The following is a 14,480-nucleotide window of genomic DNA, read 5'->3' as shown; positions in this document are numbered from 1 at the left end:
AAATGCCACATCAACATACTGGCATCGACAAAGCACAAATCCTGACGGAAGCTTTGCCGTATATTCAACGTTTTGCGGGTAAGACGCTGGTAGTGAAGTATGGTGGTAATGCCATGACCGATCCTGAGCTTGAGAGCTCATTTGCACGTGATATCGTGCTGCTGAAAACGGTTGGTTTAAATCCGATTGTGGTACATGGCGGTGGTCCACAAGTGGATTCATTCCTCAAACAATTAGGCCGTGAGTCTGATCGTATCGACGGTATGCGCGTGACTGATCCTGCAACGATGGAAGTTGTCGAGATGGTCTTGGGCGGCAGTGTGAACAAATCGATTGTGAACTTAATCAATAAACACGGTGGCCGTGCAATTGGTTTAACGGGTAAAGATGGTAATTTGATCCGTGCGCAAAAATTATTGATGGAAAAAACTGCCGAAGATGGTTCAGTAAAACAGATTGATTTAGGTCTCGTTGGCGAAGTGGTTGGTGTGAAAACTGACGTACTTGAAATGTTTACCCAAAGCGATTTTATTCCTGTGATTGCACCATTAGGTGTAGACGAAGACGGCAATACCTATAACATCAATGCTGACTTGGTTGCAGGTAAAGTGGCTGAAGCATTGGGTGCGGAAAAGCTAATTCTATTGACCAATATCACGGGTGTTTTAGACGAAAATAAAAATCTGCTGACTGGGTTAACAACCCAAGAAGTCGATCGTTTGATTGAAACTGGCGTGATTTACGGCGGCATGATTCCGAAAGTTGGCTGTGCATTAGATGCAGTCAAAGGTGGCGTAATCAGCGCGCATATTGTTGATGGTCGTGTACCTCATGCAACATTACTTGAAATCTTTACGGATCATGGTGTGGGTACATTAATCACCAATCGAACCAATGTGAAAAAAGCTTAAGATACTTAGCATTTTTTGATATAAAAAAGCCTCTTTTGAGGCATTTTTATTATTTATCAGTTGGCTAAGTGAGATTTGTATAGATCAAATAAAGTATTTGCCCTGTTGGATTATAAAAACTCTTATAATGGCGCCGATTTTAGATTTACAACAACTAAAACTGTCATGCACAATAGAGAAATCATAGATTTACTGCTGAAATGATCGATATGTGCCAGCTGCTCGGAATGAATTGTGCGACTCCTACCGATATTACTTTTTCGTTTCGGGGATTTTCGCAGCGAGCAGGAATTACCTCAGATCATTGTGATGGCTTTGGTATCGCTTTTTTTGAAGATAAAGCATGTCGTTTATTTGTCGACAATCAATCTGCTGTAGAGTCTCCGATTGCTGAGCTGATCCGAAACTACCCAATTAAATCTCGCAATGTGATTGCACACATTCGTAAAGCGACACAAGGCAAAATTAATCTTGAAAACTCACATCCATTTAGTCGTGAATTGTGGGGCAGACAGTGGATTTTTGCACATAATGGCGACCTACATGGCTTTCAGCCTGAGCTCACGGGGCGCTTCAGCCCCGTCGGCAATACCGACAGTGAATTGGCCTTTTGCTATTTGCTCGAGCAAATGGTGAAACGTTTTGGTTATACCGAACCTACACTCGATCAGGTGTTTGATCTGTTATTAGAAATTTCTCCGAAAATTGCAGAACATGGCACCTTTAATTTTTGTTTGTCGAATGGGCAGGCGCTATTTAGTTATGCGATTACCAAGCTGCATTGGTTGGTTCGAGAGTTCCCATTTCAACCTGCACAGTTGATTGATATTGATGTTGAAGTCGATTTTAGTGAAGTCACCACGCCTGAAGACCGTGTTGCCGTGATTACCACTGAACCCCTAACGCAAAACGAAGTTTGGACAGCATTTGAGCCGGGTGAAATGATTTTATTTCAACATGGCCGTCCGATACGTGCTGCAAAGACGGTTGTTGAACGTTTAGAACGTGAGCGGCTGGACCCATCTTTAAAACGCGTCACGCGTGCAGATCAGTATTAATTTTGAATGAAAGGTATTCATTATAAAAATGAATATCTTACACTTTATTGAATTAAGGGTATTTTCTAAGATATTGAATTGATTAAAAAATATCTTAGCTTTATGCTCGGGATTAAATAAATTAACATAATAAAAACAATTGATTACATTATAAATGGCAGTATTTTAATTAAAACCAACCTTTTTACTTCATTTTTATTTAAGTCCTTTAATTATATGATGAAATTTACGTGATAAGTCCTTCATATTTATAGGTGGTCGTAATGAAAATGAAATGGGTTCCAGAATACAATACTGGTATCGATGTGATTGACGATCAACACAAACGGATTCTTGACTACATCAATGAAATTGATGGCATTGACGCAAATACAGATCGTGATCGTGTAAAACAAATTCTGGAAAACATTATTGATTACACGCAATCACATTTTACCTTCGAAGAATCTTTACAAGAAGAAGCGGGTTATAAATATCGTGTGCCACATAAACGCGTACATGATTTATTTATTAAAAAAATTGAATCTTACCGCGACCGTTTTGAAATGGGGCATGCGATTGAAAATGAATTACATGAAGTGCTTTCAAAATGGCTGATTAACCATATTCAGCACGATGATGCTGATTATGTCGGTGCGGTTAAAGAAAATATGATGGGTATCATCAAAGAAAAAGAAAAGAAAAAAGGCAAAAATTGGTTTGCACGTTTCTTTTCATAACCTCAAAAAATGAAATAAAAACAATTAAATTCTAATAATATCATTTGCGCAGCAAATCACCTTTAAGGTGATTTGCTTTTTGTTTTTGATTTTCAAGGCACAGCAAGGCAAAATAGCGCTAGAATTTTCAAAGGAATTTGTCATGCAGGACAATGCGATGTCGAAATGGTTATCGCCACTGATGGCGTTCTGTTTATCTTTTATCATTATTGCAACTTTAGCACCGGTAACAGGTATTCAAATTGAACGTCAGCTAGATTTCTGGCTGTTGTGGCTAGGTACAATGCTTATTTTAGCTTTACCGCTATGTTATTTGGAAATTGCTTTAGCAAAACGTTCAAAAACCACAGCAGTTCAAGCACTGTCTTCGCTAACACGTGATGCGGATGCTTCACCCAAATGGCGTATAGTCGGTTGGCTTGCCGTAGTATTTATTCCATTTTTAGCAGGTGCCATGCTTTCAGCCGCGTCGCAATATGTGGCAATTTTTACAGCTAATGGTTTTGCCTATAGCATTATTTTGGCTGTCCTTGCGGTCATTGCATTTGCATTGTCGTTTGTACCACGCCAATTTTTAGTGATCTTGACGGCTATTGGTGTGATTGCTGCAGTAGTCTTAGCGAATGTTATGGGAACTGCCTTACCAGAGTGGAAAATGACTGCGCTCGAATTTAGTGAGTGGGGCAATGCAACCGTCTTGGCGCTCGTAGCAAGTGGTTTGGGGATGGGCTTGTACTGGCAGTCAAGTTTGCCAGCTGTGAAGCAACAAGAGATTGCAAGCAAAACGGTATTTCCAATTTGGATCGCTCAACTCTTGGCAGTGATTGCCTTTGCTTTTTTCGCAGCAAAAACACAAGTACCTGCTTTAGCATTGGTTGTGGGTTTGGTTGCTGCTTCAGCATTGCTGATTCAAATGGCACGTGAACAATTACAACAACGCCAATTGGCCGTAGTGGTGCAATGGGCGATTTTATTGGTTGCGGTTTTCGTATGGGCACTGAGCACTGTTGTTCCAGTATTTAATATTGCCTTGTTGGTTTGGGGCTTAATTATTTGTCTGATTTATGCGATTTTCGCAGGTTGGATTATGAAGATTAGTCATCTACGTAAGTCAATGAACTTCAGTCATGAAACCTTTTATAATATTTGGCGTATTGCCGTACGTATCGTAGTGCCCTTGTCAATAATATTGGCATTGGTGGCTGTGATTGGGCAGTTATTCTAATGACAGCTCAGTTACAAGTATGGGTCGCTTATGCGAGCGTGGAACAGCAGATATTAATTCCGCTGAGCTTTAATCCCGGTATGACGGTTGAAGATGCTATTGTGCAAAGTGGCATTCGAAAACAAGTGGATTTACCCGAAGAATTAACACTAGGAATCTTCGGGGCGCGTGTAAGCGATTCATCTCAGTTACTTGAAGCAGGTGATCGTGTCGAAATCTATCGTGCATTAACCATTAATCCGAAAGATATTCGTCGTAATCGCGCCAAGAAAAATCCCGTTGGCCGTTATTGTCGAGGCAATCGTTTCAAACAATTGTACTTATAAAAAAAACCCCTAAATTTAGGGGTTTATTTTTATCTTAAAGCGACTATAGTGGTGGCGCAGTTAAAATCGCTTCTTTAGAACCTGGTAAGCCTGGTTGTGACTCTGGAATGGTTTCTAAGCCTTCAATTTTTTGAACGATACCGTTTTGGTCAAAGAAGATTTTTAAGTGTTGACCATGTGCAGCAGGAATCTTGGCTTTTTTAGCATATGTTCCTGGGGTATACTTATAAATGTAGTCCCAACGTAACGGATTCATTGGATCGGCAACAGTTGGACTACCTAGCAAAAAGCGAACTTGTTGGTGGCTCATTCCCACTTGAATTTTAGCCGCTTGTGCTTGAGTTAAAGGTGTACCTTGTGGAATATCAACTTTATAAACGCCCAAGGTTGAACAGCCTACGAGCAATGAAGTGACGAATAACGTCAGCATGATTTTTTGCATTTTGCTAAACTATCCCAAATTAATTATGATGCATTTGATCCAAGGATAGATCATACTGCATCTACACTTTGTTGCATATTCCAACTTTAATTTTGTTGAGAGACCTTTTTTCATGCCTATTTCAAATCAAGATTTACGTAAAGCTGGACTTAAAGTTACACTTCCACGAATTAAAATATTGGAATTGCTTGAAAATTCAAGACAACATCACTTAAGCGCAGAAGATATTTATAAGACTTTACTTGAACAGGGTGAAGATGTGGGTTTAGCAACTGTGTATCGCGTGTTAACACAGTTTGAAGCTGCAGGTATTATTCAACGCCATCATTTTGAAAACAATCATTCTGTTTTTGAGATTATGCAAGAAGATCACCATGACCATATTGTGTGTCAAAACTGCAATAAAGTGGTGGAATTTACAAATGATGTAATTGAGCATGAGCAACATCAAGTGGCAGAAAAATTTGGTTTCCAACTTACAGGTCACTCATTAAATCTTTATGGCTATTGTGATGCGCCTGAATGCCAAGAAGCATATCGTAAAAAATAATCGGATGCGGATGAGAATGAATAAAAAACAGACTTCATATGAAGTCTGTTTTTTATTTCCGAAAGCATCATGCAGAATTAATGTTGACCATCAAAGGTAATATTTGAATTTGCACGCAGTAAATGCTCGCCGCCTTCTTCAGACAATTTAATCTGTAGACGCAGGTCATTCGGTGAATCGGCATGTTTGAGCGCATCTTTGTAGCTAATTTGCTTGGCTTTATAAAGGTCATATAAAGCTTGGTCAAAGGTTTGCATACCCAGTTCACGAGAACGCTTCATCAGGTCTTTAATTTCGTGCACTTCACCCTTACGGATTAAGTCTGAAATTAAAGGTGAGTTGATCAAAATCTCAATGGCAGCACGACGTGAATTACCATCAATGGTTGGAATCAACTGCTGCGCAACCATTGCTTTTAAGTTCAAAGACAAGTCCATGAACAGCTGACTATGACGATCCGCTTCAAAGAAGTGAATGATACGGTCGATGGCCTGGTTGGCGTTGTTGGCATGCAGAGTAGCAAAAACCAAGTGACCCGTTTCAGCAAAGGCAATCGCATAGTCCATGGTTTCACGTGAACGAATCTCACCAATCAGAATCACGTCAGGTGCCTGACGTAGCGTATTCTTTAAGGCAACTTCGAAAGAGTCGGTATCAATACCCACTTCACGTTGGGTAATGATACAGCCTCGGTGTTGGTGTACAAATTCAATCGGGTCTTCAATTGTAATGATATGACCTTTGCTATTTTCATTACGATAGCCAATCAAAGATGCCAAAGAGGTTGATTTACCTGTACCCGTTGCACCTACGAAAATGATAATGCCACGCTTGGTCATCGCTAATTCTTTTAAAATCGGCGGTAATTTCAACTCATCCATCGTTGGAATAACGGTTTCGATACGACGCAGAACCATACCTGGCTGGTCACGTTGTTGAAAGGCGCTGACACGAAAACGAGCAGATTTACTGGTATTGCTAATGGCAAAGTTACATTCGCGCGTATCGGCAAATTCCTTACGCTGTTTGTCAGACATAATCGAATGTAAGATTTGACCGACAGTCGGGCCCGGTAACTTAGTCGAGCCAATTGGCAAAATTTGCCCATTGATCTTAATCGAGGGTTCAACATCGGCTGTAATAAACAAATCCGATGCTTTTTTCTCCACCATATAATCAAGTAAGCCGTTAAAATCCATAACGATCGCCCCAGAAAAATAAAAAAATTACAAGAAAGATTCGGGTTGCTTCGCTGCAGTCCGTGCAGTCTGCGTACTAATAATGCCTTTTGCGACAAGATTTTTTAAGCTTTGATCGAGTGTGGTCATACCGTAGTTGGCACCCGTTTGAATCGCAGAATACATTTGCGCGACTTTGTTTTCACGAATCAAGTTACGGATCGCAGGAATACCAATCATAATTTCATGGGCAGCCACACGACCACCGCCATTTTTCTTGAGTAGGGTTTGTGAAATTACGGCTTGAAGTGATTCGGATAACATTGCACGAACCATATCTTTTTCTTCAGCAGGGAATACGTCAATCACACGGTCAATGGTTTTTGCGGCAGAGGTTGTATGTAGTGTACCGAAGACCAAGTGACCGGTTTCAGCAGCTGTCAGCGCCAAACGAATGGTTTCAAGGTCACGCATCTCACCGACTAAGATAATATCCGGGTCTTCACGCAGTGCGGAACGAAGTGCTTCGTTAAAGCCGTGCGTATCACGGTGTACTTCACGTTGGTTGACCAAGCATTTTTTTGATTCGTGTACAAATTCGATCGGGTCTTCGACCGTTAAAATATGGTCATAACGGTTGTCGTTAATGTAATCAACCATCGCAGCAAGCGTGGTTGATTTACCCGAACCTGTTGGACCGGTCACCAATACGATGCCACGTGGATATTCACAAATATCTTTAAAAATTTGGCCCATGCCAAGATCTTCAATGGTTAGTACTTTTGAAGGAATGGTACGGAATACGGCACCAGCACCACGGTTTTGGTTAAATGCGTTCACACGGAAACGAGCCACACCAGGTACTTCAAATGAAAAGTCAGTTTCTAATTTTTCTTCGTAATCACGACGCTGTTTATCGTTCATGATGTCGTAAACCAATTTGTGCACTTCTTTGTGTTCAAGAGCAGGAAGGTTAATACGACGAACTTCACCATCCACACGAATCATTGGTGGCATACCAGAAGATAAATGTAAATCCGAAGCGTTATTTTTGGCAGCAAAGGCCAATAGTTCTGTAATGTCCATAAAATCCCCGAGATAAAAATTAAATCTTAATTATTTTGATAGAATAATAAGGCTTTCCCACAGCTTAACCAACACTTAGTTGCAGGGCAATGCAAAAAAAGATGAATGAAATGAGAACCCCGTCAATGAATAAACTTCAAGAAGCACGAAATCAAGTCTTGCAGCAAATTGAGCAGGCTTGCCAACTTGCGGGTCGACCACAGCAATCGGTTGAATTGTTGGCTGTATCTAAGACGCATCCTGCTGAAATGCTAAGAGAAATGTATGCAACGGGGCAACGCTCATTTGGTGAAAATTATCTGCAAGAAGCGCTTGAAAAAATTGAGGCTTTGGCAGATTTAGAGATTGATTGGCATTTCATTGGTCATGTACAGCGCAATAAAACCAAACATTTGGCTTCAAACTTTGCTTGGGTGCATGGGGTAGACCGTTTGATTATTGCGGAGCGTTTATCAAGCCAGCGAGAAGCGACGCAAGCACCTTTGAATATTTGCCTACAAGTCAATATTGATACGCAAGATACGAAGGATGGCTGTCAGCCGAATGAAGTAGCAGATTTGGTCGCACAGATTTCTACGCTACCGAATTTACGCTTACGTGGACTGATGGTGATTCCTGCTCCAAACAATCCGCAAGCGTTTGCTGATGCCAAAATGCTCTTTGAACACGTCAAAGCACAGCATGCGAAACCTGAAGATTGGGATACATTAAGTATGGGGATGTCAGGCGATATGACTGATGCGATTGCTGCGGGTTCAACGATGGTTCGCGTGGGGACAGCATTGTTTGGCGCACGTGATTATTCAAAATAGGACAGAAGATTCAGCCTGCTTTCAAAACTAGGCTTATAAAGTGTAAGCACAGCAGATAAATTTTCACAATAGATGAAACCTATGGGTTCAAAGTGAGCCTTTTAATTTGAACTTTCCATTAAAGTTGAGTACAAAATAATCAGGATGTTTTTGATATTGAAGTAATTCACACTTGGACAAATAGGGAAGTTCATGACGGCATATTATCAGTTGATTCAACGCGACGTAGATGCGCAAGGCTGTGTCACGGCACATTACCATTCGACCAATTTAGCACAAGGTGCATGGAATGCACATGAGCAACACATGGCACCAGCTACAGGCATTATTTGTGCTGAATTAGACCGTTTTTCACCACGTCATGATATGCGTATCGGGCGCATTAGCCTCGATATTTTGGGCTTAATTCCTGCTGGCGAGTTTGAAATAATCACGCAAGTGATTCGTCCGGGAAAAACCATTGAACTGATTGAATCTGAAATGCGGGCTCAGGGCAAAACATGCATTGTGGCACGCACTTGGCGCATGATGACGCAAAATAGCCAGTCCGTGAAAGGTTTGGAGGATGCTGATGTGACTGGGCCAGAAACTGCGCCGATTTGGGACGGTATCCGTCAGTGGCCGGGGGGATATATTCAGTCGATTGAAGCAAGAAGCCATGGGCGCCGTGCAGGTCAAGGCATTGTGTGGCTGAGAACACAGCATGACATGGTTGAAGGTGAGCCGACTGCTGATTTTGTCCGTTTAATGGGCATGGTTGATACCGCCAATGGTATTGTTCCGCGTCAGGATTGGCCATTTGGCTGGGGCTTTCCAAATCTGGATCTACAAATCCATTTGCACCGTTTACCACAGGGACAGTGGTTAGGTCTGGAAACCGTGCAGCAGTATGGAGCGGATGGTGTTGGTTTGAGTAGTTCTGTATTGCATGATGTCCATGGCCCATTTGGGCGTAGTGAACAGATTTTAACGCTACGTCCACTCGGGACGTAATGATCTAGAGAATCAAAAATTATAAAGCCTGCTTTAAGCAGGCTTTTTTTAAGATACGATTTGGATGGTGCTTGCACCTGCTCCGACAGGATTGACTTGAATTTGCACAGGGATTCGTTCGTGCATTTCTTGAATGTGAGAAATTAGCACGACTTTACGCCCTTGGTTTTGTAGCTGATCCAGAGCATTCATCACCATGTGCAGACTTGAAGCGTCTAGCGTACCAAATCCTTCGTCAATAAATAGGCTTTCAATTTTTGTTGTACCTGATGCCATGCTCGCAATGGCTAAGGATAAAGCGAGCGCGGTTAAGAAAGACTCACCGCCTGAAAGCGAAGAGACCGAGCGGGTTTCACCATCCATATCATGATCGACAATGGCTAGGCTTAATGAGTTTTCAAGGCGCTTTAAGGTATAGCGCTGTGAAAGCATCGCCAATTGCTGATTGGCATATTCAATTAAAATTTCGAGGTTATATTGCTGTGCCAAATCACGGAATTTCTTGCCCGTTGCATCGCCCATTAAGCTAGAAATCTTATTCCAACGATGTTCCTCAGATTGTATCTGTTGAATCTGATCGGTAAATTGCTGCTGTTTTGCTACATTGCGTTGATGTACTTCGAGTTTGAGTTTCACTTCATCACGCTGTTCCATCACTTGGGTTATTTGTTCAACCAAACTTTGTAATTGTGAGAGTAGTGCTTCAAATTCGATTTCAGGCTGCAGCATTAAGTGCTGCTGTAGTTGCTCATCCAATGTTTTCTTAGCAGACTGAGCATCGCTATATGCACGTTCAGCCGAGCTAATTTGCTGTTTCAGTTGCAGCTCTTGCTCATGTGTAATTTCACTGAGCTGCTGTAACAAGGCGTCATTAAAATCAATATGCAGCGCTAACCACTGTTGAATACTCAACGCGGCTGCATTTTGTTGAGTTTGCAACTGTAGTTGCTGTGCCTGATATTTTTGCAGTGTTGCTTGTGCCGTATCAAAGGCTTGGCGTCGCTGCTCAAATTGTTGACGTACCGTATTAAACTGAGTCTGCAGCTGTTGTCGGTTTTGCTCAAACTGTAATAACCATTCATGCGGTTTTTCAACAGTTACTTGAGTCATGGTAAAAATAGCTTGGATTGCAAGATCGCTATTTTGTTTACCTTCTTCTAACAGTGTCGAAATGCGTTTTTCAGTTGCAGCAATATTCTCTAGACTGAATTTACTGCGCTGTTTTGCCTGTTCCAGCTGCTGTGTTATTTGATTCAGCTGAGCATTTAGTTCATTACGTTGTTTTAAGGTGTTAAGACGTTGCTGTAATTGAATATAAATTTCTTCAGCAGCGGTGCGGGTTGACTGCTGCCATGCGTATTTTTCAGTGTCATCCAATAAAGACAAAATAGGTTGAATATTTTGTTCCGCATGCTGTATTTCTGTCAGCTGCTTTGTCGTGTGCTGAATGTATTGAGTCAAAGTATGGCTGTTTTGCTGCGCCTGTTCATGGGTTTTTAAATCAGCTTCTGTTTGCTGCAAAGATTGCTGTGTTTGTGCAATATGATGCGTTATAGCCGTTTCAAGCAAGCTCAAATCTGAGTGCAAATCGTATGGAATATTCAGTGCATTAAGTGATTGCTCAAGCTGGGTTTGGGCATTGCTCTGTTGCGTGCTGATTGCGGTGAGTTGCTGTGCATTGGCTTCAAAGGCAGTGGACTGCTGTGTGCATTTTTTTTGCAGTTGCTGCCACAGATCAAACGTTATTTTTTCCTGCGCTAGTGCTTGCTGTTCCTGCTGTACTTGCAGTTTCAATAGTTCATGGGAAAGCACATCTTGGTTATATGTATAAGGGTGCTCGGTGCTGCCGCAGACCAAACATGCTTCACCTGCAACCAGATTTGCTCTGAGCTGTTCAATATTTTCTGCATGCAGTAATCGCTGCTGCTGCAGTACAGTTTGCAAATTCTCTCGAGCTGCTTTTTGTGCATGAAATTCAGTTTCAGCCATGCTGCATTGCTGCTGATTCTGTGTGAGATCATTTTGTAGTTGGTGCTGGTCTTGCAATTTTTGCTGATGTTCAACATGAATGGCGTGGTAATGCTGCCAATGACTCTTGGTGATATCTAATTGATTGATGCGATTTAATAAGTCTTCACGCGCTGTACGCAAGCCCGTAATTTTCGAGTTAAGTGCTTGGTCTTGCCCAAATTGCTGAATGAGCTGGTCAAGTTGCTGTTGTTTTTGTGCCACTTGTTGCGTGGCTTGAGCGACATCACCATATTGCTGCTCAAATTGCACATAACTTTGAATAAAACGCTGTAAAGGGCTGAGATGTGCAGACAGTGCTTCATCCAAAATTTGAAAATGTGCTGTTTGCGAGAGTAGGGTATTTTGCTGCGCTATATTTTGTTCTAACTGCTGCTGTACTTGTAACAATTGCTGTTCGGCTTGAAGCAGCGGGGCATGCTGATCTTGCAGTTTTTTGAGTTCATCTTTTACAGCAATTAGCTGATCGCCTAGCACTCGGCGGTCGGCAATTCGCGCACGTACTAAATCAATTTGATCTTGATGATCAACTTCAAATTGGTGCTGCTGTTTTTGCTGTAGATCAAGTTGTTTAAATTGAGTTTTTTCATGATTAAACTTAATTTCAATTGCGCTGAACTGCTGCTGTGCTTGAGCCAATTGAGGCTGCAGCGTTGCTATTTCAGTACTTAAATTCTTGCGTTGAATGATGCTTGGACGGATTGAGGCGAATTTTTCCAGTTGCTGCAATTGCTGCTTCTGCGGCTGCAGTGCATCGAGTTGCTGCTGTTGAACAGCCAAATATTGCTCACGTTGCTGAATATCCGCAATCAGTTTATCTTTGTGTTGAAACCATTGCTGCTGTTTGAGCAATTGCTGCTTTTCACTTTCGAATTTTTGGTAAGACTCTGTATGACTTTGAAAATTCGCCGTGTATAAGGCAAGATCTTCATCCGATAAAATTTCAATATCACCGAGTCGAACTTCCAAAGCCTTACGCTGATTGGCAATTTGCTTGGTTTTTTCAAAGGCCAATTGACCAATTTTCCCGAAAATACTGGAATTGGTTAGATACTCCAATAGCTCGCCACGTTCATTATCACGCGCTTTTAAAAAAGCGGTCACTTCTGACTGAGCCAGTAAAACGGCACGGGTGAACTGTTCAAAACTGAGTTGAGTAATGCGTAAAATTTGGCTCTCAACCGCTTTGGTTTTATCCGCAACAACAGTGCCATCTGTTAAGCATTTCAGTGAGCGCTGTACGCTTTGCAATTTACCGTTTGGGTTTTCACGGGCACGTTTAATTTCCCAACGTGCAGAATAGACTTTTTGGTCTTGAGCAATAAAACTGAGCTCGGCAAAGCCTTGGCCTGTACCACGGCGCAAGACTGTTTGCGGTGAGTTGGTCGGCAGCTCTGAACCATCTACATCGATGAGTTTGCCATCGCTGTCTTTTAAGCGCGGCACACGGTTAAACAGCGCCAAACACATGGCATCTAAAATAGTCGATTTACCAGCACCTGTTTTACCAATAATTGCCACTAAGCCTGCACTTGCTAAGGGTTCAGATTCAAAATCAATAAAATGCTCACCCGCTAAAGATGCCAAGTTTTTAATGCGTATAGATAAAATTTTCATGGAAATTCCTTAAGTGTTCGCATCATCTTCAAGTGATTTTTGTGCTTCATCGACCAAACTTAAAAAATCTTTCATTACGGTGTCATCAGCACCGTAGCCCTGTTTTTCCCAAAGGTTTTGGAATAATTTTTCAGGCGTAGGCGGATCAAGGTTGATTGCGGCTTGCTGCGGATTATTTTGATCTGAATTTAAATAACGGCGGCTGATGCGCACCAAACGATAACGGTTTGGCGCTAGCGCTTCTTCAAATTGCTGTCGTAAATTCGGTGCAGGCGGAGTGTCGGTATGATATTCAATTTCGACATATTCACGCTGATCAATATCTTCAATTTCACCGCTCGGCAAAGCGGATAATTGTGCCAAAACTTCTGGAATTGTGCCTTTGATGCGATGCAATTGCACGCTGCGCGGAATCGCTAAGGACTCTATTTGAAAGCGTGATTCATCGATTTGAGTCGGGTCAATACTGATATCAAGCACTTGATGCTTATAATTGATTTCACTAAATGACAGGGGAATCGGTGAGCCGCTATAACGGATATGAGTTTGTCCAACTTTTTGCGGTTTATGCAAATGCCCAAGAGCCACGTAGTCAATTACATCATCAAACAGGGCGGTTGAAATTGCTTCTTCATTGCCCATAATAATCGGGCGCTCTGAGTCTGACGTTTCACCGCCTTGCATGTGGGCATGGGACATTAAAATTAAGGCTTGATCTGGAGTTTTACGTGCATTGGCTTCAGCAATTAATTGTTGATGTACATAGGCAATGGCATTTTGACTATTGGTTGTTTGATCATTGAAACCGGTGATCTCGGCAGCACGTAGAAAAGGTAAAGTCAGGCACCATGCCACTACATTTTTGTGTTCATCATAAATAGGTACCAGCAGTCGGTCTAAATCGAGCTGACCTTCGGTATTTTTATGGACCACGCCTACAGCTTTGGCATAGTATTTTTCTAATAAAGGCTCAACTTGTTCAATACGGTAGCCTGAGTCATGGTTGCCTGCGATCATCAGGGTTTGCATGTGCGGAGCCCGCTCATGTGCATCTGCTAGAAACTGATACAACTGTTTTTGCGCTCTGGAAGCGGGGTTGATCACATCAAAAACATCGCCTGCAATGAGCAGGGCATGTGGCTGTTTTTGTGCTATTTGTTCAAGCAGCCAATTGAGAAACTGTTCATGTTCGTAGTCACGTGAGTGGTTATAGAAAAATTGTCCTAAATGCCAATCAGAAGTATGAAAAAAACGAACAGTCATGCAAGCCCCAAAAATCAAAAAAATTGATTGGGCTCTAAAGTATCACAGATGGTCACGTTTTCGAGGGCGATTAATCATTCATACGTCAAACTAAGTCGTTCTCGACAAGTAGAAGCTCCCCAATCAAAAACCAAGTGTTTACTGTGCATTTGCATCCACTTGCAGGAGGCAAAAAGTATTATGGGTTGGATCTATGAAATAGCCTTGCCAGTATTATCCAAGTATCACAAATTTTTCTATAGCAATTTGGCCATCTTGTACCAGATTTTTCT

Annotated in this window: 13 protein-coding genes; 8 read left to right on the top strand and 5 right to left on the bottom strand. The window is 41.8% G+C overall.

The window, feature by feature from the left end:
- Positions 1-2: 2 nt before the first annotated feature.
- The 5 genes from argB (at position 3) to FTT92_RS11705 (ending at position 4,239) form a co-directional block, all read left to right on the top strand.
- Entirely contained in the window at positions 3-911 is a 909-nt protein-coding gene (argB, locus tag FTT92_RS11725) for an acetylglutamate kinase (RefSeq protein ID WP_078190033.1), read from the top strand.
- A gap of 209 nt (positions 912-1,120) precedes the next feature.
- On the top strand, positions 1,121-1,969 hold the full coding sequence (locus tag FTT92_RS11720) for a class II glutamine amidotransferase (RefSeq protein ID WP_111885279.1): 849 nt from the start codon (positions 1,121-1,123) through the stop codon (positions 1,967-1,969).
- 263 nt (positions 1,970-2,232) lie between these two features.
- Positions 2,233-2,688, top strand: a complete 456-nt coding sequence (locus FTT92_RS11715; protein ID WP_078190032.1) for a bacteriohemerythrin — start codon at positions 2,233-2,235, stop codon at positions 2,686-2,688.
- A 142-nt stretch (positions 2,689-2,830) separates the two neighbouring features.
- Entirely contained in the window at positions 2,831-3,913 is a 1,083-nt protein-coding gene (locus FTT92_RS11710) for a hypothetical protein (protein WP_180172200.1), read from the top strand.
- Positions 3,913-4,239 (top strand): RnfH family protein, encoded by a 327-nt coding sequence (locus FTT92_RS11705; protein WP_111885267.1) that lies wholly within the window; start codon positions 3,913-3,915, stop codon positions 4,237-4,239. The genes FTT92_RS11710 and FTT92_RS11705 overlap by 1 nt, the downstream gene beginning before the upstream one ends.
- A gap of 43 nt (positions 4,240-4,282) precedes the next feature.
- Here FTT92_RS11705 and FTT92_RS11700 read toward each other — a convergent pair whose 3' ends face one another.
- Positions 4,283-4,681: an outer membrane protein assembly factor BamE gene (locus FTT92_RS11700; protein ID WP_078193102.1), complete on the bottom strand. Its 399-nt coding sequence runs from the start codon at positions 4,679-4,681 to the stop codon at positions 4,283-4,285.
- A gap of 112 nt (positions 4,682-4,793) precedes the next feature.
- On the opposite strand from FTT92_RS11700, the gene fur reads away from it, so the two are divergent.
- Positions 4,794-5,231 (top strand): ferric iron uptake transcriptional regulator, encoded by a 438-nt coding sequence (gene fur, locus FTT92_RS11695; protein ID WP_078193101.1) that lies wholly within the window; start codon positions 4,794-4,796, stop codon positions 5,229-5,231.
- A gap of 77 nt (positions 5,232-5,308) precedes the next feature.
- On the opposite strand, the gene FTT92_RS11690 is transcribed toward fur, so the two are convergent.
- A complete protein-coding gene (locus FTT92_RS11690) occupies positions 5,309-6,430 on the bottom strand; it encodes a PilT/PilU family type 4a pilus ATPase (protein WP_168379063.1) in 1,122 nt (373 codons plus the stop codon).
- A gap of 27 nt (positions 6,431-6,457) precedes the next feature.
- On the bottom strand, positions 6,458-7,495 hold the full coding sequence (locus tag FTT92_RS11685; RefSeq protein ID WP_078190026.1) for a type IV pilus twitching motility protein PilT: 1,038 nt from the start codon (positions 7,493-7,495) through the stop codon (positions 6,458-6,460).
- Positions 7,496-7,620: 125 nt separating this feature from the next.
- Here FTT92_RS11685 and FTT92_RS11680 point away from each other — a divergent pair, with 125 nt between their 5' ends.
- Positions 7,621-8,307 (top strand): YggS family pyridoxal phosphate-dependent enzyme, encoded by a 687-nt coding sequence (locus FTT92_RS11680; protein ID WP_180172199.1) that lies wholly within the window; start codon positions 7,621-7,623, stop codon positions 8,305-8,307.
- 192 nt (positions 8,308-8,499) lie between these two features.
- Positions 8,500-9,300, top strand: a complete 801-nt coding sequence (locus tag FTT92_RS11675; RefSeq protein ID WP_078193098.1) for a thioesterase family protein — start codon at positions 8,500-8,502, stop codon at positions 9,298-9,300.
- A 48-nt stretch (positions 9,301-9,348) separates the two neighbouring features.
- Here the strand turns inward: FTT92_RS11675 and FTT92_RS11670 are convergent, their stop codons facing one another.
- Complete coding sequence (locus FTT92_RS11670) at positions 9,349-12,945, bottom strand: AAA family ATPase (RefSeq protein ID WP_180172198.1); 3,597 nt, start codon at positions 12,943-12,945, stop codon at positions 9,349-9,351.
- 9 nt (positions 12,946-12,954) lie between these two features.
- The gene (locus FTT92_RS11665) at positions 12,955-14,208 is read right to left on the bottom strand and encodes an exonuclease SbcCD subunit D (protein WP_180172197.1); all 1,254 of its coding nucleotides are present in this window, start codon (positions 14,206-14,208) and stop codon (positions 12,955-12,957) included.
- Positions 14,209-14,480 lie beyond the last annotated feature (272 nt).

Source organism: Acinetobacter sp. YH12023 (assembly GCF_013420135.1).
GTDB lineage: Bacteria > Pseudomonadota > Gammaproteobacteria > Pseudomonadales > Moraxellaceae > Acinetobacter > Acinetobacter amyesii.
The sequence above is the reverse complement of the archived record's forward strand: the minus strand, read 5'-3'. Positions and strand labels throughout refer to the sequence as shown.

Coding starts and splice junctions, on each gene's coding strand:
- FTT92_RS11700 (WP_078193102.1), bottom strand. CDS start 4,681: ATGCAAAAAATCATGCTGACGTTATTCGTCACTTCATTGCTCGTAGGC.
- FTT92_RS11675 (WP_078193098.1), top strand. CDS start 8,500: ATGACGGCATATTATCAGTTGATTCAACGCGACGTAGATGCGCAAGGC.
- FTT92_RS11715 (WP_078190032.1), top strand. CDS start 2,233: ATGAAAATGAAATGGGTTCCAGAATACAATACTGGTATCGATGTGATT.
- FTT92_RS11685 (WP_078190026.1), bottom strand. CDS start 7,495: ATGGACATTACAGAACTATTGGCCTTTGCTGCCAAAAATAACGCTTCG.
- argB (WP_078190033.1), top strand. CDS start 3: ATGCCACATCAACATACTGGCATCGACAAAGCACAAATCCTGACGGAA.
- FTT92_RS11710 (WP_180172200.1), top strand. CDS start 2,831: ATGCAGGACAATGCGATGTCGAAATGGTTATCGCCACTGATGGCGTTC.
- FTT92_RS11720 (WP_111885279.1), top strand. CDS start 1,121: ATGTGCCAGCTGCTCGGAATGAATTGTGCGACTCCTACCGATATTACT.
- FTT92_RS11670 (WP_180172198.1), bottom strand. CDS start 12,945: ATGAAAATTTTATCTATACGCATTAAAAACTTGGCATCTTTAGCGGGT.
- FTT92_RS11705 (WP_111885267.1), top strand. CDS start 3,913: ATGACAGCTCAGTTACAAGTATGGGTCGCTTATGCGAGCGTGGAACAG.
- FTT92_RS11665 (WP_180172197.1), bottom strand. CDS start 14,208: ATGACTGTTCGTTTTTTTCATACTTCTGATTGGCATTTAGGACAATTT.
- FTT92_RS11690 (WP_168379063.1), bottom strand. CDS start 6,430: ATGGATTTTAACGGCTTACTTGATTATATGGTGGAGAAAAAAGCATCG.
- FTT92_RS11680 (WP_180172199.1), top strand. CDS start 7,621: ATGAATAAACTTCAAGAAGCACGAAATCAAGTCTTGCAGCAAATTGAG.
- fur (WP_078193101.1), top strand. CDS start 4,794: ATGCCTATTTCAAATCAAGATTTACGTAAAGCTGGACTTAAAGTTACA.